Below are 367 nucleotides of genomic sequence, written 5' to 3' on the forward strand. Positions count from 1 at the left end.
TGCCGCCGGAGATCGCGGTCGGCGACGGGGCCATGGGGTTCTGGAAGGCGCTCGACGAGGTGTTCCCCGGCACGAGGCATCAGCGGTGTTGGGTCCACAAGATCGCCAACGTCCTGAACAAGTTCCCGAAATCCATGCAGCCGGCGGTGAAGGCCGATCTGCGCGAGATCTGGCAGGCCGAAACCCGCGCCGTCGCCGAAACCGCCATGACCACCTTCACCGAGAAGTATGGCGCCAAGTACGAAAATGCGGTCATCTGCCTGACCAAGGACCGCGATACGCTGCTCGCCTTCTACGACTTCCCGGGCGAACACTGGGATCACCTGCGCACGGGCAACCCGATCGAGAGCGTCTTCGCCACCGTCCG

1 protein-coding gene is annotated in these 367 nt (G+C 64.3%); it reads left to right on the forward strand.

Annotation, left to right across the window (positions count from 1 at the left end; translation table 11 throughout):
- Nucleotides 1–367: transposase (locus C6W91_RS08150; protein WP_370570717.1), on the forward strand; the 367-nt coding region annotated here is incomplete at both ends.

Source organism: Phaeobacter sp. SYSU ZJ3003 (assembly GCF_041300735.1).
Lineage (GTDB): Bacteria > Pseudomonadota > Alphaproteobacteria > Rhodobacterales > Rhodobacteraceae > Phycobacter > Phycobacter gallaeciensis_A.